The 16813-nt window shown below is 71.9% G+C and carries 17 protein-coding genes and 1 pseudogene; 10 read left to right on the top strand and 8 right to left on the bottom strand.

The features are described 5' to 3' along the window. The first annotated feature begins 4 nt into the window (after positions 1-4). From sodC to AWB89_RS08335, 4 genes are read left to right on the top strand one after another with little or no spacing between them, the layout of a single operon-like run. The gene (gene sodC / locus AWB89_RS08350; protein WP_085172791.1) at positions 5-715 is read left to right on the top strand and encodes a superoxide dismutase[Cu-Zn]; all 711 of its coding nucleotides are present in this window, start codon (positions 5-7) and stop codon (positions 713-715) included. Continuing rightward, positions 696-1835, top strand: coding sequence for a glutamate--cysteine ligase (locus AWB89_RS08345; protein ID WP_085092916.1), 1140 nt, complete (start codon positions 696-698; stop codon positions 1833-1835). Before sodC ends, AWB89_RS08345 begins: the two co-directional genes overlap by 20 nt. After that, positions 1835-2476 carry an LON peptidase substrate-binding domain-containing protein gene (locus tag AWB89_RS08340; protein ID WP_085172789.1) on the top strand — a complete coding sequence of 214 codons (642 nt, stop codon included), beginning with the start codon at positions 1835-1837 and terminating at the stop codon, positions 2474-2476. Before AWB89_RS08345 ends, AWB89_RS08340 begins: the two co-directional genes overlap by 1 nt. A gap of 11 nt (positions 2477-2487) precedes the next feature. After that, positions 2488-3306, top strand: coding sequence for an enoyl-CoA hydratase-related protein (locus AWB89_RS08335; RefSeq protein WP_085092912.1), 819 nt, complete (start codon positions 2488-2490; stop codon positions 3304-3306). Positions 3307-3419: 113 nt separating this feature from the next. On the opposite strand, the gene AWB89_RS08330 is transcribed toward AWB89_RS08335, so the two are convergent. The 3 genes from AWB89_RS08330 to AWB89_RS08320 all read right to left on the bottom strand — a co-directional run bounded on the left by AWB89_RS08330 (position 3420) and on the right by AWB89_RS08320 (position 6596). Then, positions 3420-4328, bottom strand: a complete 909-nt coding sequence (locus AWB89_RS08330; RefSeq protein ID WP_085172787.1) for an SDR family NAD(P)-dependent oxidoreductase — start codon at positions 4326-4328, stop codon at positions 3420-3422. 17 nt (positions 4329-4345) lie between these two features. Then, positions 4346-5749 carry an MFS transporter gene (locus AWB89_RS08325; protein WP_241520448.1) on the bottom strand — a complete coding sequence of 468 codons (1404 nt, stop codon included), beginning with the start codon at positions 5747-5749 and terminating at the stop codon, positions 4346-4348. Positions 5750-5819: 70 nt separating this feature from the next. Next, positions 5820-6596 (bottom strand): DUF2867 domain-containing protein, encoded by a 777-nt coding sequence (locus AWB89_RS08320; protein WP_085092907.1) that lies wholly within the window; start codon positions 6594-6596, stop codon positions 5820-5822. Positions 6597-6617: 21 nt separating this feature from the next. Between AWB89_RS08320 and AWB89_RS08315 the strand changes: the two genes are divergently transcribed. Continuing rightward, positions 6618-7214 (top strand): TetR/AcrR family transcriptional regulator, encoded by a 597-nt coding sequence (locus AWB89_RS08315; protein ID WP_085172785.1) that lies wholly within the window; start codon positions 6618-6620, stop codon positions 7212-7214. Here AWB89_RS08315 and AWB89_RS08310 read toward each other — a convergent pair. The 3 genes from AWB89_RS08310 to AWB89_RS08300 are packed head-to-tail and all read right to left on the bottom strand — an operon-like array spanning position 7188 to position 10941. Beyond that, entirely contained in the window at positions 7188-9362 is a 2175-nt protein-coding gene (locus AWB89_RS08310) for an AAA family ATPase (protein ID WP_085172783.1), read from the bottom strand. The genes AWB89_RS08315 and AWB89_RS08310 overlap by 27 nt on opposite strands. After that, entirely contained in the window at positions 9359-10222 is an 864-nt protein-coding gene (gene pssA, locus AWB89_RS08305) for a CDP-diacylglycerol--serine O-phosphatidyltransferase (protein WP_085092901.1), read from the bottom strand. Before pssA ends, AWB89_RS08310 begins: the two co-directional genes overlap by 4 nt. Continuing rightward, positions 10219-10941: a phosphatidylserine decarboxylase gene (locus tag AWB89_RS08300; protein ID WP_085172781.1), complete on the bottom strand. Its 723-nt coding sequence runs from the start codon at positions 10939-10941 to the stop codon at positions 10219-10221. Before AWB89_RS08300 ends, pssA begins: the two co-directional genes overlap by 4 nt. A 62-nt stretch (positions 10942-11003) precedes the next feature. On the opposite strand from AWB89_RS08300, the pseudogene AWB89_RS08295 reads away from it, so the two are divergent. Further along, positions 11004-12158: pseudogene (locus AWB89_RS08295) on the top strand (MFS transporter); the annotation flags it as partial. Positions 12159-12160: 2 nt separating this feature from the next. On the opposite strand, the gene moeA reads toward AWB89_RS08295, so the two are convergent. Next, a complete protein-coding gene (gene moeA / locus AWB89_RS27905; protein ID WP_085172779.1) occupies positions 12161-13384 on the bottom strand; it encodes a molybdopterin molybdotransferase MoeA in 1224 nt (407 codons plus the stop codon). Between the two features lie 54 nt (positions 13385-13438). Here moeA and AWB89_RS08285 point away from each other — a divergent pair, with 54 nt between their 5' ends. From AWB89_RS08285 to AWB89_RS26955, 3 genes are read left to right on the top strand one after another with little or no spacing between them, the layout of a single operon-like run. Beyond that, positions 13439-13912, top strand: a complete 474-nt coding sequence (locus AWB89_RS08285) for a VOC family protein (protein ID WP_085172777.1) — start codon at positions 13439-13441, stop codon at positions 13910-13912. Then, a complete protein-coding gene (locus AWB89_RS08280; protein WP_085172775.1) occupies positions 13903-15345 on the top strand; it encodes a flavin-containing monooxygenase in 1443 nt (480 codons plus the stop codon). The genes AWB89_RS08285 and AWB89_RS08280 overlap by 10 nt, the downstream gene beginning before the upstream one ends. 45 nt (positions 15346-15390) lie before the next feature. Next, a complete protein-coding gene (locus AWB89_RS26955) occupies positions 15391-15585 on the top strand; it encodes a hypothetical protein (protein WP_139830433.1) in 195 nt (64 codons plus the stop codon). A 4-nt stretch (positions 15586-15589) separates the two neighbouring features. On the opposite strand, the gene AWB89_RS08275 is transcribed toward AWB89_RS26955, so the two are convergent. Then, positions 15590-16084, bottom strand: a complete 495-nt coding sequence (locus AWB89_RS08275) for a cupin domain-containing protein (protein ID WP_085092891.1) — start codon at positions 16082-16084, stop codon at positions 15590-15592. Here AWB89_RS08275 and AWB89_RS08270 point away from each other — a divergent pair, their 5' ends adjacent. Beyond that, positions 16085-16810: a M24 family metallopeptidase gene (locus AWB89_RS08270; protein WP_085172773.1), complete on the top strand. Its 726-nt coding sequence runs from the start codon at positions 16085-16087 to the stop codon at positions 16808-16810. It abuts the gene before it with no gap. Positions 16811-16813: the final 3 nt, after the last annotated feature.

Below are 16813 nucleotides of genomic sequence, written 5' to 3'. Positions count from 1 at the left end.
CGCTATGCCTCAGCACCGCAACGCCGCCGCCGTCATCACGTCCGCGCTCGCGGCCGGATCCTGTGTCGCGCTGGTGGGTGCCTGCTCGTCACCCCAGCACGCCTCGAAGGTCCCGGGCACCACGCCGGCGATCTGGACGGGAGCGAGCGCGCCGTCACCCACCTCGGGCACCGACGGCGCCGAACAGCAACCGGCGGGCCAAAGCCTGACCACCCAACTGAAGACGCCCGACGGCATTCAGGTCGCGACCGCGAAGTTCGATTTCAGCAACGGCTACGCCACCATCACCATCGCGACGTCCGGCCCGGGGCACCTCACGCCCGGCTTCCACGGGGTGCACATCCACAAGGTGGGCAAGTGCGAGCCCAATTCGACGGCCCCGACCGGCGGCGCGCCCGGCGACTTCCTGTCCGCCGGCGGCCACTTCCAGGCGCCCGGGCATTCAGGCGAACCGGCCAGCGGCGACCTGACTTCGCTGCAGGTTCGCAAGGACGGCGTGGGCATGCTGGTGACCACCACGGACGCGTTCGCCATGGAGGACCTGACTTCCGGTGAGAAGACGGCGATCGTCATCCACGCCGGCGCCGACAACTTCGCCAACATCCCGCCGGAGCGCTACAACCAGACCAACGGCACGCCGGGTCCCGACCAGATGACGATGACGACCGGTGACGCCGGCAAGCGGGTGGCGTGCGGTGTCATCGGCGCCGGCTAGCAGGTCGCGAACCCGCATCGATTTCGCGCCCTCGCCGCGGCCGACCATCGGCGTGGAGTGGGAGTTCGCCCTCGTCGACGCCCAGACCCGCGACCTGAGCAACGAGGCCACCGCGGTCATCGCCGAGATCGGCGAAAACCCGCGCGTGCATAAGGAATTGCTGCGCAACACCGTCGAGGTGGTCAGCGGCATCTGTGAGTGCACCGCGCAGGCGATGGAAGACCTGGGCGAGACCCTGCGCCCGGCCCGCCGGGTCGTCCGGGACCGCGGCATGGAGCTGTTCTGCGCGGGCACCCATCCGTTCGCCCGGTGGTCCGCCCAGAAGCTGACCGACGCCCCGCGCTACGCCGAGCTGATCAAACGCACCCAGTGGTGGGGCCGCCAGATGATGATCTGGGGGGTGCACGTCCACGTCGGGATCTCGTCGGCCAACAAGGTGATGCCGATCATGACCTCGCTGCTGAAGTACTACCCGCACCTGCTGGCGCTGTCGGCGTCGTCGCCGTGGTGGGGCGGCGAGGACACCGGATACGCCAGCAACCGCGCCATGATGTTTCAGCAGTTGCCGACCGCCGGGTTGCCGTTCCACTTCCAGCGGTGGTCCGAGTTCGAGGGCTTCGTGCACGACCAGAAGAAGACCGGCATCATCGACCACATGGACGAAATCCGTTGGGACATCCGGCCTTCGCCGCACCTCGGCACCCTCGAGGTGCGGGTTTGCGACGGCGTGTCCAACCTTCGCGAGCTCGGCGCGCTGGTCGCCTTGACCCACTGCCTGATCGTCGACCTGGACCGCAGGCTCGACGCCGGCGAGACGCTGCCCACCATGCCGCCCTGGCACGTGCAGGAGAACAAGTGGCGCGCGGCCCGCTACGGCCTGGACGCGGTGATCATCCTGGACGCCGAGAGCAACGAGCGGTTGGTCACCGAGGACCTCGACGACGTGCTGAACATGCTGGAGCCGGTCGCCAAGTCGCTGCGGTGCGCCGACGAGCTGCGCGCGGTGGCCGACATCGTGACCCACGGCGCGTCGTATCAGCGTCAGCGGCGGGTGGCCGAGGAGCACGACGGCGACCTGCGTGCGGTGGTCGACGCGCTGGTGGCGGAGCTGGACATCTGATGGCCGACACCGAACCCGTTGAGCGGGCGATGTTCCCGCTCGAATCGGCGGTGCTGCCGGGCCAGGAGCTGCCGCTGCGCGTCTTCGAGCCCCGCTACGCCGCGCTGGTGCGGCGGTGCCTGCACGACGACGAACCGTTCGGCGTCGTGCTGATCGCGCGGGGCCGCGAGGTCGGCGGCGGCGATTCGCGGTGCGACGTCGGCGTGCTGTCGCGCATCGCCGAACACGCCGACCATGGCGGGGGCCGATACGCGTTGCGCTGCCGGACCGGCGAGCGGATCCGGGTGCGCGAGTGGCTGCCCGACGATCCCTACCCGCGCGCGACGGTGAGCGTGTGGCCCGACGAGCCGGGGGAGCCGGTGAGCGCCGCGCAGCTGCTCGAGATCGAGGACCGCGTGCTGGCGTTGTTCGAGCGGATCGCCGCGGCCCGCGATGCCCGGCTGCCGGAGCGCGACGAGCTCCTGGGTTGCGCTGACGGCGATCCCGGGCAGCGGCTGTTCGAACTGGCGTCGCGCATCCCGATCGGCACCGCCGACCGCTACAGCGTGCTGTCGGCGCCGTCGGCGGCCGAGCGATTCGTGGCGCTCGGCGACGCCGTCGACGCGCTTGCCGACATGGTGGAGTTCCAGCTGTCCGAATAGGGGGCAACGCGATGAGCGCCGACGTGACGGTCGACATCAACGAGGGCGTGGCGGTGCTGACGCTGAATCGCCCCGACCATCTCAACGCCTACACCGCCGAGATGGGCCGGCTGCTGAGCCGGGCCTACCGGGACTGCGACGCCGACGACGCCGTCCGCGCCCTCGTGGTGACGGGGGCGGGCCGCGCCTTCTGCGTGGGCGCCGACTTCTCGGGCAACATCTCGCCGTTCGACTCCCCGGCGGACGACAGCGGCTTTTCGGCCTCGCCGATCGACCCGGCCGCGTTTGAGCTGCGCAAGCCGGTGATCGCCGCGCTCAACGGCCACGCCATCGGCATCGGCCTGACGATCGCGCTGCAGGCCGACATCCGCATCGCCGCCGAGGACGCCAAATACGGTGTGGTGCAGGTGCGCCGGGGCGTGATCCCCGACTGCGCGTCGCACTGGACGCTGGCGCATCTGGCCACCCTCGGGGTGGCCGCCGAGCTGCTGCTCACCGGGCGCACCTTCACCGGCGCCGAGGCGGTGGCGCTCGGCGTCGCGAATCGGGCGCTGCCCGCCGAGCGGGTGCTCGACCACGCCCGCGAAATCGCCCGCGACATCGCGGCCCACGTGGCCCCGATGTCGGCGGCGTTGTGCAAGCGGCTGCTGTGGGACAGCGCGATCAACAACTACGGCCCGCGGCAGGTCGCGTCGCTGGAAACCCAGCTGCACCACCGCGTGATGGGCACCGCCGACGCCCGCGAGGGGGTCAGCGCGTTCCTGGATCGCCGGCCGCCGCGGTTCAGCTCGCGGCTGTCGGCCGACTGGCGGGAGTTGCCGGAGCCGTGAGTCGCTAGCGACCGCCGAGTGTGCGTTGGTGCACTTGACTGTGAACCCACGGAGAGAATTCGGTCAAAATACCGCCCCATGCGCACACTCGAATGCCTGGGTGCACATTCGATTCACGCTCTGTCGCAGAGCTTTTCGGAAATGCTCCACCAGTCCGCCGCGCGCCGCTCGTCGCACGCGTAGGGGGCGACCGCGTCGCTGACGTGGCAGTCTTCCAGGTACACCCCACCCGTGTCCGACAGCTCGGGACTGACCGCCGCCCACACCTGGGTGGCCGCGCCCTGCTCGGGGGTGGAGAGGTCGAGCGCGCCGCCGCGGGCGGCGGCAATCTCGCGCAGCCGGGCGAAGTCGGCGCGGGACATGTAGCGCGCCAGCGACGTTGCCACGGTGCCGGGGTGCACCGCGTACGCGCGGATTCCCGACCCCCGCAGCCGCCGGTCCGCCTCCTTCGCGTGCAGGATGTTCGCGGTCTTGGCCGCGCCGTAGGCGGCGAACTTGTCGTATTCCCTACTCTCCCAATTGGGGTCGGCGAAGTCGACGTCGCCCAGGGCGTGGCCCGCCGACGACAGCGCGACGATGCGCGCGCCGCCCGCTGCGGCCAGTTGCGGGACGAGCAGGCGGGTGAGCTCGAAGTGCCCGAAATGGTTTGTGCCGATTTGGATTTCGAACCCGTCGCGGGTCCGCCCGAACGGGGTGAACATGACGCCGGCGTTGTTCATCAGGACGTCGATCACCGGTGCGACCTCGCCGATCGCGCGCGCCGCCGCGCGAACGCCGGCCAACGCGGTCAGATCCAGCGGCACCGTCGAGATCCGCGCGCCGGGCGCCTCGCCCGCCACCCACCGGGCCGTCTGCGCCAGGGCGTCGGGGTTGCGTGCGGTCAGGACGACGTGCGCGCCGGCGACGGCCAGCGCCCGGGCGGACTCGCGGCCCAGACCGGAGGAGGCGCCCGTGATCACACAGGCCTTGCCCGACAGGTCGATTCCCTCGACGACCTGCAGGGCGGTGGGACGTTGCGTCATGCCCGATGACAGTAACGCTAGCGCGCGGGATGGAGCTCCAGCGTCATCGTGTCGGCGGCGGACCCGGCCGGGGCGGGCGCGTTTCTGATGCCGAGGGCACCGATCACGGCGCCCACGAAGAACAATGCCGCGCTGACCTCCAGCAGCCGGGTGAAGCTGGCGTCGGTCAGCCGGTTGGCGGTGATCAGCCCCACGCAGGCCACGGCGATCAGCGCGGAGGTGCGCCCCGTCGCGTTCTGGATGGCGGCGGCGATCCCGCTGTGCGCGGACTTGACGGCGGACAGGTTGACCGCGGTCAGCGGGGTGATGGCCAGCACCATGCCGACGGCCAGCAGCATCCTGCCGGGCAGCACGTCGGAGACGAGGTGGAACCCGTGCGCGGTGGGGCGGATCAGCAACAGGCCCATGCCCGCCAGCGCCGGGCCGACGATCAGGAACAGGCGGTGCCCGAGCCGGGCGGCCAATCCGCCGACGCCACGGGCGAACACGAACGACATGATCGGGCTCGGCAGCGTCGTCAGACCCGCGGCGGTGGCGGAGTAGCCGGCGACCTCCTGGAGGTACAGGCCCAGGGCCAACGAGCCCATCGTGATGCCGCCGTAGACGAACGCGGTGACCATGTTGGCCCCGGCGAAATTGCGGGTCGCGAACAGGCTGAGCGGCACCATCGGGTGCGGGGTGCGACGCTGCCACGCCACGAACGCCAGCAGGGCCGCGACGCCCGCCGCCAGCGCCGCCCGGACCAGGGGGTCGCCCCAGCCCCGGCGACCCTGTTCGATCAGCGCGTACACCGTGGCGGCCAGGCCGGTCGCCGACAGTGCCGCGCCCGCCACGTCGACGCGGGCGCGGCCGGCGGGCGCCGGCATGTCGGGCAGCGAGAACGTCAGCGCGAAACCGACGGCCATGGGGATCGCCGACAGGACGTAGATCCAGCGCCAGTTCAGGAAGTCGACGGCCAGCCCGCCCAGCAGCGGCCCCACCGCGAAGGCGGTGCTGGTCCAGGCGGTCCACGACCCGATCGCCGCGGGCCGGGCCGCGGGGCCGAACGACGAGTTGATCAGCGCCAGCGAGCCGGGCACCAGGAAGGCGCCGCCGAGCCCCTGGACCACGCGCCCGGCGATCAGCATGGCCGGGGTGGCGGCCGTGGCCGCCAGCACCGAGCCCGCACCGAAGGCCGCCAGGCCGAAGCGCAGCACCGGGATGCGGCCGAACAGGTCCGAGATGGCGCCGCCCGGCAGCACCATGGCCGCCACCGCGAGCAGGTAGCCGTCGACGACCCATTGCTGCGAGCACATGCCCCCGCCCAGCTCGCGCGCCGTGGCCGGCAGCGCCAGATTCACCACGGTGCCATCGAGGAAGACGACCGTCGACACCAGGATCGCCACCACCATGACGCGCGTCGTCGGCGCTGCCGTGATCATCGCTTCTCCATGCCGTTAAGTAGTCGAGGGGGTTACAGCTTCGTGGTCACGAGCGAGCGAGCCATCCGGTTCAAGCGTGTGCCGCAATGCGTTTCACCAGTTGCGGCGCCACGTCCCGATGGAGCGGTCCGATCACGGCCCAGACGGCTCGGGCGGCGATCTGGTGGGCGTACTGCACGCGGGTGGTGAGCGAGGCCCGCCCGTCCTGGCGGCGCAGCGTCAGCTCGCCGCGCATGAGCGGCCCGCCGGTGGTCAGGACGACCTCGTCGGGATCCGAACGCGCGATCGGCCAGCCGATGATGTGCTGGGGCGAGGAATACGGGCCCAGCCGAAATCGCAGGACGTGGCGGTGGATCCAGACCACCAGCCTGCCGCCCGAGCCCGGCCGGTCGCCCACCGCGTCGCGGAACGCCTGCTCGGCGGTGCGCGAATCGCCCTGCGCCAGCGCGGCTTCGAAGACGTCGGTGTAGTCGGCTCCGGTGGCCGCGGCCGCGATGCGGTTCAGCGTCCAACGCACCGCGACGCGGTGACCGCCCGTGCCGATGACGAGCGCGCGGTAGGCCTTGCCGTGGATGCCGGGGAAGTCGGCCCACGTCAGCGCGCGCACCCGGGTGCGGTGCGCCGGCTCGTCCGCCAACTCGAACACCCAGCGATAGACCGCGAACGGGTGGCGGCCCTTCAGCGCGAACCGCTCGGGCGCGCGCGCCTCGTCCAGCACGAACCCGGCCGGGACGGTCGACGGGTCGTGCGGGTCGCGGCACATCACCCGCAGCAGCGCCGACCACGTGTCTGCGCGATTCGCGTCGACGGTTATGGCATGCTCATCGATATAGGGTAATCGTTCCATATAGAAGGAATGTACTAGATCATGGCGCCACCGCGGAAGCACGAAACCGATGTGATCCTGGACGCAGCGCGGGCGCTCGTGCTCGACGGCGGGCCCCGCGCCGCCAGCGTCGCGGCGATATCCAAGGCGAGCGGCGCGCCCGCGGGCACGCTGTATCACCGGTTCGGCAATCGCGACGGCATCCTGACGGCGGCGTGGCTGCGGGCGCTGGAACGCTTTCAGGCGCGCGCGATGGCCGCGCGCGGCGCCACCCCCGTCGACACCGCGGTGGCGATGGCCGTGGCCGGCATCGGTTTCGCGCGCGAACTGCCCGAGGACGCCCGGCTGCTGCTGACCATCCGCCCGGGCGACCTGCTCGACGGCGAGCCGGACGCGGCGTTCCGGCAGACGCTCGCCGCCATGAACGCGCCGCTGACCGAGCGGCTCGCCGCCCTGGCGAGGCAACTGTATGGGCGCGGCGACCGGCGATCGGTCGACGCCGTCGCGCGCGCGGTCGCCGATCTGCCGTACGCGGTGGTGCGGCGCCATGCGCACGACGAGCCGATGCCGAAATGGCTGGAGGTCGACGTCGCGGCGTCGGCGCGCGCGGTGCTAGAGAGCTTTCGCGAACGCGCGTAGGGCGTCGACCTGCGCGCGATCCAGCGACGGGCGCACGGCCTTGCGGGCCGCCTCGAGGTCGGCGGCCGTCACGTCGGAGGCGTCGATCGATCGCCGCATGGCGCCCAGCGCGGCCTCCCGCAGCAGCGCCACGCAGTCGGCGGCGCTGTACCCGTCGAGCCCGGCGGCCACCTCGTCGAGGTCGACGTCGTCGCTCAGCGGAATGGATTTGCCCGCGGTGCGCAGGATTTCGCCACGGGCCGCGGCGTCGGGCGGCTCGACGAACACCAGCCGCTCCAGCCGTCCGGGCCGCAGCAGCGCGGGGTCGATCAGGTCGGGCCGGTTGGTGGCGCCCAGCACCACCACGTCGCGCAGCGGGTCGATCCCGTCCAGCTCGGTCAGCAGCGCGGCCACCACCCGGTCGGTCACGCCGGAGTCGAAGCTCTGGCCCCGCCGCGGCGCCAGCGCGTCCACCTCGTCGAGAAACACCAGCGACGGCGCCGAGTCGCGGGCCCGCCGAAACAGTTCGCGCACCGCCTTTTCCGAGCTGCCCACCCACTTGTCCATCAGCTCGGAGCCCTTGACCGCGTGCACCGACAGTTGGCCGGTGCTGGCCAGGGCGCGGACCACGAACGTCTTGCCGCACCCGGGCGGGCCGTACAGCAGCACGCCGCGCGGCGGGTCGACGCCCAGCCGGGCGAACGTGTCGGGATGCTGCAGCGGCCACAACACCGCCTCGGTCAGGGCCTGCCGGGCCTCGGCCATGTCGCCGACGTCGTCGAGCGTGACGTTCCCGACGGTCAATTCCGCGCTGGCCGAACGGGACAGCGGCCGGATGACGGTCAGCGCGCCGACCAGGTCGTCCTGGCTCAGCTCGGGCGGCCGGCCGTCTGCGCTGGCCCGCGACGCCGCCCGCAGCGCGGCCTCGCGCACCAGGGCGGCGAGGTCGGCAACAACGAAACCCGGTGTGCGCGAGGCGATCTCGTCCAGGCGCAGATCGCCGGTGGGCACCGGCTTGAGCAGCGCCTCCAGCAGCGCCTTGCGGGTGCCGCCGTCGGGCAGCGGCAGGCCCAGTTCGCGGTCGCACAGGTCGGGGGCGCGCAGCCGCGCGTCGAGCTGGTCGGGGTGGGCGGAGGTGGCGATCAACGCGACGCCGCCCGTGGCGACCGCGGCCCGCAGCTCGCCCAGGATCAGGGCGGCCACCGGCTCCGCCGTGGCAGGCAGCAGCGCGTCGACGTCGGCGATCAGCAGGACGCCGCCGCCGTCGCGGACCTTGCGCACCGCCGCGGCAACGGCTTTCAGCCGGTCGTCGGCGGCCAGCGCGCCCACCTCGGGCCCGTCGAGCTCGATCAGCCTGCGCCCGTCGCAGACCGCGCGCACCAGCGTCACCTTGCCCACGCCGGCCGGCCCCGACACCAGCACCCCGAGGTTGGTGCCGGCGCCCAGCGTCTTCAGCAGGTGTGGTTCGTCGAGCGAAAGCTTGAGCCATTCGGCGAGCTTGGCGGCCTGCGGCTGCGAGCCCTTCAGCTCCTCGACGAGGATCTCCGGGGTGCCGGTGGACAGCCGTTCGTGCGGCCTGCCCTCGACGGCCGGGACTCCGGTTCCCCAGCTGACCAACGAGTTCGGCTGCACGCTGACCGGTCCGTCGGGATCGACACCGGTGACGGTCAACAGCTCGGAGGTCCAGCTGATCCCGACCGAGGAAGCCAGGGCGCGGGCGGCCTCCGACGTCGAGAACGGCGGACCCAGGTCGCGCGGGAGCAGCGACACGGCGTCGCCGACGGTCATCACCTTGCCCAGCAACGCCTGGCGCAGGGTGACCGGCGTGATCGAAGTGGCGGCCATCGACGAGCCGGACAGCGTCACCGATCGCGCGCCGTAGACGGTGACCGCGCTGACGATCACCTCGGTGCCCTCCCGCAGCCCGGCGTTGGACAGCGTCACATCGTCGAGCAGCACGATGCCGACGGGGGTGTCCGGGCCGGCCAGGCCCGCGACCGCCGCCGTCGTCCGCGATCCGGTGAGCGACACCGCGTCCCATTCCCGGATGCCAAGGGCCGCAACGGCATTCGGATGCAGCCGGACCACGCCGCGGCGCGAGTCGACGGCGGAGGTGTTCAGCCTCGCGGTGAGGGTGAGCTGACGGGCCTCGCCGGAGGCCGGGATCATCGCAGGCGCCCGCTCGGCTTCCGCAGCCCCAACCGCGTCATCGACCGGCGGCTCGGCTGCGCCCGGCGGTTCGCGCGCCGCACGGCGCGCTGCTGCTTGGGCTGATCGCCCCACACCTCGGGATGCCGGTCCAGCCAGCGCTTGTTGCGGACGGCGAACGGGACGTGGCACAGGTAGGCGATGATGATCACCCAGATCGTGATGAAGGGCTGCAACACCGCGGCGGCGGCGAAGACCACCAGCACCAGCAGCACCGCGGTGGCGTAGTTCGGCGGCACCCGCACCGCGTGCATCTTTTTCATCGGGATCCCGCTGACCATGAGCATCGACGTCCCGGTCACCCAGATGCACAGGAACCACACCGAGGTCCACCAGCCGTCACCGAACTGAAGCTTGAGCCCCATCAGCCCGATCATCGAGACGGCGCCCGCGGGCGCGGGCATCCCGACGAAGAATTCGTGCGCGTAGGCGGGCTGGTTCCCGTCGTCGGCCAGCGCGTTGTAGCGGGCCAGCCGCAGCACCACGCACACCGCGTACAGCAGCACCACCACCCAGCCGATCGGCCAGCGCGACAGCATCGACACGTAGAGCACCAGCGCGGGCGTGACCCCGAAGTTCACCGCGTCGGCCAGCGAGTCGATTTCGGCGCCCATCCGCGACTGGGCGTCGAGCATGCGGGCCACCCGGCCGTCGAGCCCGTCCAGGATCGCGGCGGCGACGATCAGAGCCATCGCGGGCACCGGCTGGTGCAAGAGGGCAAACCGGATGGACGTCAGCCCCGCGCAGATGGACAGCACCGTCATCGCGCTGGGCAGGATCTGCAGGTTCACCGTCCGCCTGCCGCGGGGCTTGTCGCTCATGGCAGTTCGGCCAGCACGGTCTCGCCGCCGACCGCGCGCTGGCCGACCTTGACCAGCGGTTCCGTCCCGGGCGGAAGGTAGGTGTCCAGCCGGGAGCCGAACCGGATCAGGCCGTAGGTCTCGCCGATCGTCAGCTTGTCCCCGACGTGGGCGTCGCAGATGATGCGGCGCGCCAGCAGCCCCGCGATCTGCACCGCCACGACGTCGGCGCCGGAGTCGGTCCGGATCCGCAGGCTGGTGCGCTCGTTCTCGGTGCTCGCCGCGGCCAGGTCGGCGGATCCGAACCGGCCGGGCCGGTGCTGCACGGCGACCACCTCGCCGCTCACCGGGGCCCGTTGCACGTGGGCGTCCAGCAGTGACAGGAAGATGCTGACCCGCGGCAGCGGGGCGTCGCCCATGCTCAATTCGGCGGGCGGGGCCGCCGAGTCGATCACGCAGATCTCGCCGTCGGCGGGCGCCACCACGGCGCCGGGCCGGGTGGGCGGCACCCGCGTGGGGTGACGGAAGAACCCCGCGCAGGCGCCGGCGGCCAGCAGGCCCACCCGTCGCACCCAGCGGTGGTTGCGGCCGACGAGGGCGGTCGCGAGGCCGGCGGCGACGAAGGGCCTGCCGGCCGGGTGAACGGGCGGAACGGCGGAGCGCACCAACTCGAGGGCGTGCTGCGGGCTGAAGGCCGGGTCCTCGGCGGTGGGGCCCACGGTGCGGGGGCGTCTTGCCACGCGGCCATCTTAGAAGAGCCCGGTGGTTGGCAGCGGCGCGCACGGGGAACGATTGGTTGCAAATGCATTCAGATGACGGCTGGGCGACGCGGCTGCGCCGCGCGAAGATCGGGGTCACCGCCGCCTTCATCGCCCACTCGGTGCTGTTTTCGTCGTGGGCCGCCCACATACCGCGGGTCAAGGCCGAGCTGGGGTTGTCCGACGCCGCGCTGGGCACGGCGTTGTTCGGCGCCCCGGTGGGGTCGGTGGCCGCCACGCTGCTGAGCCACTGGGCGCTGCCGCGCTGGGGCAGCCCCCGGCTGGTTCGCGTCACGCTGGCCGGATACGCCGCCGCGGGCGCGACGGTCGGGCTGGCCCGGTCGGGGGCGTGGCTGTTCGCGGCGCTGGCGTTGTGGGGGTTCTTCCAGGGGGCGCTGGACGTCGCGATGAACACCCAGGCCGCCGCGGTCGAGCGGCTGGCCCGGGCGCCCATCATGTCCCGGTTCCACGGCATGTGGAGCGTCGGTGCGCTGGCCGGAGCCCTGATCGGCGCGGCGTGCGTCGGCGCGGGCGTCGGCCTGCTGCCGCAGCTGGCGGTCCTCGGCGTCGTGGTCGTGGTCGCGGTGGAGGCGCTGACCCGGCGCCTGATCGCCGACGAGGCGGCCGGGCCCGAGCCCGGCCTGCGCCGGCGGCCCTGGATGACGCCGGCCGTGGGAGTGCTTGCGGCCGTGGCGTTTTCGTCGTTCCTGTGCGAGGGTGCCGCCACCGACTGGTCGGCCACCTACCTGCGCGACGTGGTCGGCGCGGGGCCCGGCATCGCGGCGTGCAGCTATGCCGCCTACACGTGTGCGATGGTCGTCACGCGGTTCGGCGCGGTGCGGCTGCACGCCCGCGTTTCGGCCCGGGTGCTGCTGCCGGTGCTCGCGCTGTTCGCCGCGGTCGCCATGGCCGTCACGCTCGCGACCGCCAATCCGGTCGTCAGCGTCATCGGATTCGCCGCCCTGGGGGCGGGGGTGGCGCTGCTGGTGCCCACCGCGTTCAGCGCCGCCTACTCGGCGAGCGGCGCCGGCTCGGCGATCGCGCTCGTCGCCGCGACCGGGTGGGTGGGCTACCTGCTCGGCCCGCCGCTGATCGGCCATCTGGCCGGCCGGGTCGGGCTGGCCGGGGCGCTGGTCACCATCCCGGTGATGCTCGCCGCAGCCGGCGTCGCGATCCGCTGCAGCCGCGCCTTCGACCAGCCTCAGCTGAGGTCCCAGACCAGCAGCTCGGTCCCCTCGGACACCTCGACGACGTCCTCGGGGATGTCCAGCAGCGCGTTGGCCGACGCCAGCCACCGCAAGTGGTGGGACGCCGGCGGGCCGTAGCTGGTGACGCTGCCGGACTCGCGGTCGAGGATCGCGCGGCGAAACTGGCGCTTGCCGCGCGGCGAGGTCAGCGATTCGGCGAGCACCGCGGGGCGGTGCGGCCGGTCCGGATCCGGCAGGCCCATCGCGCGGCGCAGCGCGGGGCGGATGAACACCTCGAAGGACACCAGCGCGCTGACCGGGTTGCCGGGCAGGGTGACGATCGTCGCGCCGGCCACCCGCCCGATGCCCTGCGGCATGCCGGGCTGCATCGCCACCTTGACGAATTCCACCCCCTGGTCCCCTTGAATACCCTCGCGGCCGAACGCGTCCTTGACGACCTCGTACGCGCCGGCGCTGACGCCGCCGCTGGTGATGATCAGGTCGACTTGATTTTCAGGGGCGGCGTACCGGTCGAGGATCGAACTGAATTGCGCGACATCGTCTTCGGCGGTCGCGACCGCGATCACCTCGGCGCCGGCCTCGCGGACGGCGCCGGCCAGCATGATCGAGTTGGACTCGTAGATCTGCCCGGGCCGCAGCGCCTCGCCCGGCGACACCAGCTCCGAGCCGGTGGACATCACCAGCACCCGCTGGCGCGGAATCACCGGCAGCTCCGCCATGCCCAGCGCCGCCGCCAGCCCGAGCACCGCCGGCGTCACCACCTGGCCCCGGCGCAGCACCGTGGTGCCGGGCGCGACGTCCTCGCCCGCCCGGCGGATGTGCGCGCCGGCCGGGCGGGGCTGGTGGATCGCCACCGAGTCCACCCCGCCGTCGGTGTCCTCGACGGGCACGACGGCCGTCGTGCCGGCCGGCACCGGCGCGCCGGTCATGATCCGGTGCGCGGTCTTCGGCCGCAGGGTCAGCTCGTCGGTGCGCCCGGCCGGGATGTCCTCGGCGACTTCCAACACCACCGGGTGGTCGGGGGTGGCGTCCGCGACGTCCTCGGCGCGCACCGCGTAGCCGTCCATCGCGGAGTTGTCGAAGACCGGCAGCGCCAACCGGGCGACGACGTCGTCGGCCAGCGCCAGCCCCTGGGCCTGCGCCAGCGCGACCGCTACCGATGGGCGGGCGCGGATCATCTCCGCTACGACTCGCTGATGCTCTTCGACTGACCGCACCCGGCCATTATCGGCCCTCCCCGATCCGTGCCTCGCCGACGTAAGGTTGAGAACGTGATTACCGGGTTGGCCCACGCCGGGGTGTGCGTTCCCGATTGCGAGGCCGCGGTGGCGTTCTATCGCGACGTGTTGGGCCTGCGTGTGCTCTCGCCGCCCTATGTCATGAGCGGTAATGCCATTCGCGAGGACATGGGGGAGCTGGTGTCCGACCCGAGCATGAAGGCGGCCATCGTCGGCTTCGGCGACGACGGCGACCGGGTGCTGGAGGTGATCGAATACCTCAACGTCGACGGCGGCGACGGCGACCGGGCCCTGACCGATCACGGGCTGTCGCACGTCGGGCTGATCTGTGAGGACCTCGACGCCACCCGCGCGGAGCTTCAGAGCAGGGGAGTGCGGTTTCTGGTCAGCGGGGTCGCGGACGTCGCGCGGGTCCGCACCAGCTGGTTCGTCGACCCGTGGGGCGTGGTGTTCATCCTCGTGGAGAAGAGCCGCCCCGAGCGACCGTACTTCGCGCAATGGGGTTAAAGCCGCGCGTCGGGATCATCGGCGGCGGTGCCGGGGGCATCGCAATGGGCATCCAGCTGGCCCAGGGCGGCTACGACTTCACCATCTTCGACCGCGCGGACGGGTTCGGCGGGACCTGGCGGCACAACACCTTTCCGGGCGCGGCCTGCGACGTCCCGTCGCACCTGTACTCGTATTCCTTTGCGCCCAACCCGCGCTGGAGCAAGACCTACGCGAACCAGCCCGAGATCCTGGCGTATCTGGAAAAGGTCGCCGCCGATCACGGGCTGGGCCCGCACCTGCGGCCCCACACCGCGATCGCGACGGTGCGGTGGTCGGACGAGCGGCGGCGGTGGACGCTGACGACCGACGACGGCGCGGGGCACGACTTCGACGTCGTGGTCAGCGCCGTCGGGATGCTCGACGTGCCCCACGTTCCGGACATCCCCGGGGCGCGCCGGTTCCGCGGTCGCCAATTCCATTCGTCGCGTTGGGATCACAGCAGGCCGACGGAGGGGGAGCGGGTCGCGTCCATCGGCACCGGCGCCAGCGCCGTCCAGTACGTGCCCGCGATCGCACCAAAAACCGCGCACCTCACGGTGTTTCAGCGCACCCCGATCTGGATCGCCCCGCGCTTCGACTTCCCGTTCACCGCCGAGCAGCACGAGGAGTTCGAACGCCACCCCGAGATGGCGCGCAAACTGCGCGACGAGGCCTTCGATGCCTACGAATCGTCGAGCTTCGACGTCGACGCCGCGCAGACGCGCGAGGCGACCGAGCTCGCGCGCAGCTACCTGCGGCGCAAGGTGGCCGACCCCGAGCTGCGCGCGAAGCTGACGCCGGACTATCCCGCCGGCTGCAAGCGGCCGCTGATGTCGCGCGAGTGGTACCCCACGTTCGCGTTGCCCAACGTCACGCTGGAGACGACCGCGATCGCCGAGCTGACCGAGCGCGGGGTGCGCACCGCCGACGGCGTCGAGCACCGCGTCGACACCGTCATCTACGGCACCGGATTCAAGGCCGCCGACTACCTGTCGAGCATCGACGTCTACGGGACCGGGGGACGCCACCTACGCGACGACTGGAGCGGCGGCGCCGAGGCCCACCTCGGCACGCTGATCGCGGGCTATCCGAACTTCTTCACGCTGTACGGCCCGAACACCAACGGCGTCAACTCGATCCTGTACATCCACGAGGCCCAGACCACGTTCGTCCGCCACATCCTCGACGTGATGGGGGCCCGCGGCGCGCGCACGATCGAGGTCACCGCGGACGCGCAGCGCCGCTACAACGACGAGCTCCAGGCCGCGATGGCGGGCAAGGTGTGGCTCGCGTGCGACAACTACTTCCGGCATCCCAGCGGCAAGGTCGTCACGCAATTGCCGTACAGCGGGCGGACGTTCTACGAACGCACCCGCGAACTGGTCGACGGCGACTACCGCTTCGGCCGGTGACCGGTCAGGGGCCGCAGCCGCCGCCCGCGGACCCGGGCGGATGCGGTGGGCACCGGCCTGAGGCCGGGGCGCCTCGGCCGTTTGACCCGCTCGGCGGTCCGCACCGGGGCGCTGTACGCCGTCTCGACCTTCATCCGCAACCACGCCGCCGCGCGCTTCGACCTGACCTGCACGGCCAAACCCTACGTCGCGCCGGCGCCGAACATCGGTGCGCGGCACCGAAAGTTCGCCCAGCGTTAACCGACTACTGCACCCAGTAGTTGTCGTGGCGGATGAACCATTCCCGGCGTTCGTCGTCGGTCATGTCGGCCAGCGCCCCGAAGCCCTCGAAGTAGGCCTCCCGCGGCGCCCCGGGGGCGAACAGCATCAGGACCGATGCCGGTTCGTCGGCCTCGTTGCGGAAGCCGTGCACGCCGCCGGGCGGGACGTAGAGGAAATCGCCGGGGTGCCCGTCGACCCAGTCGTTGCCGTCGTAGAGCTTCATCGTCCCGGACAGGACGAAGAACGCCTCGGACATCGCCCGGTGGAAGTGGGCCGGGGGCCCGCCGCCGGCCGGGGCGATGTCGACGCGGTACAGGCCGTAGTCGCCGTCGGTGGCCTGCTGGTTGGCCAGGTAGTGGTACTCGGTCCCGAAGGTTTCGTAATCGGGCGGCGCGTCGGCGCGCTTGAGCCACGCGCTGACCTCCGGCTCGTCCTTGGTGTAGCGGGGCGGTGGGTAGGGCGGAACGGCGAGGGACATATGCCCAGCCTGCCAGTTACCATCGCCGGTGTGGGGGCCGCTGACGAACAGCTGCGCGCAGCACGGCTTCTCGAGGCCCAGGCCAAGGCCGCACAGCTGTTCGCGGAGATCGAACGGTCCGACATGATTCGCCCCGGCGTCCGCGAGCAGGAGTTGTCCGACGAGATCGCCCGCCTGGCCGCGGACATGTTCGGGGTGACCCGGCACTGGCATCGTCGGATCGTGCGGGCCGGCGAGAACACGCTGCGGCCCTTCAAGGATCACCCTCCCGACAGGGCGATTGCCGCCGACGACATCGCCTACCTCGACCTGGGGCCCATCTTCGAGGAATGGGAGGCCGACTTCGGGCGCACGTTCGTGCTGGGCGACGATCCGAACAAGGTGGCCCTGCGCGACGCGCTGCCGCGGGTGTGGGAGGCCGGGCGCGGCTATTTCAACGATCACCCCGACGTCACCGGCGCGCAGCTGTTCGAGTACGTCGTCGATGTGGCCCGCGCCGAGGGCTTCCAGTGGGGCAGCCACATCGCCGGCCATCTGGTGGGCGAGTTTCCGCACAAGAAGATCGCCGGCACCGGAGTCGAGTGGTACATCATGCCCGGCTCGGACAGGCCGATGCGGCGCAGCGACCCGACCGGTCGCAGCTGCCACTGGATCCTCGAAATCCACCTGGTCGACCGGGTCCGCGGCTTCGGCGGGTTCTACGAGCAACTGCTCGACCTGCCCTAGGCG

The organism is Mycobacterium paraense, assembly GCF_002101815.1.
Lineage (GTDB): Bacteria > Actinomycetota > Actinomycetes > Mycobacteriales > Mycobacteriaceae > Mycobacterium > Mycobacterium paraense.
The sequence above is the reverse complement of the archived record's forward strand: the minus strand, read 5'-3'. Positions and strand labels throughout refer to the sequence as shown.